The sequence below is a fragment of the Salifodinibacter halophilus genome, assembly GCA_012999515.1.
Taxonomy (GTDB): domain Bacteria; phylum Pseudomonadota; class Gammaproteobacteria; order Nevskiales; family Salinisphaeraceae; genus Salifodinibacter; species Salifodinibacter halophilus.
This window is the reverse complement of record JABEEB010000058.1, coordinates 1-374: the sequence shown is the minus strand read 5'-3', so window position 1 is coordinate 374 and position 374 is coordinate 1. Positions and strand designations below refer to the sequence as shown.

At 75.7% G+C, this 374-nt stretch carries 1 protein-coding gene; it reads right to left on the bottom strand.

Annotation, left to right across the window (positions count from 1 at the left end; translation table 11 throughout):
- Nucleotides 1–374: flagellar hook basal-body protein (locus HKX41_10670; protein NNC24593.1), on the bottom strand; the 374-nt coding region annotated here is incomplete at both ends.

Below are 374 nucleotides of genomic sequence, written 5' to 3'. Positions count from 1 at the left end.
CTGCACGACCCGACCGCGCCATTCGCCGCGCTCGCCCTCGTAGGCGTAGGCGCCGTCGCCGGCCGGACGCAGCGCGCCGGCATCGGCGGCGGCGACCAGATCCAGGCGGCCCAGGCTGCGCCGGTCGGCGCTCCACAATTCGCCGTTGGCGTCCACGCGCAGGCCCGCGGCCGCGCCCGGCTCGCCGAGCAGGATCGGCCCGCTTTCGCCGAGCACGCGGTCGCCGACCGCATTGACCAGGGCGCCGTCGGCGTCGACGCGGAACGCGCCGGAACGGGTCAGCAAGGTGCGGCCGGCGCGCTCGACCACGAAGAAGCCTTCGCCTTGCAGGGCCAGGTCGAGCGAACGCGCGGTCTGCATCAAGGTGCCGTCGC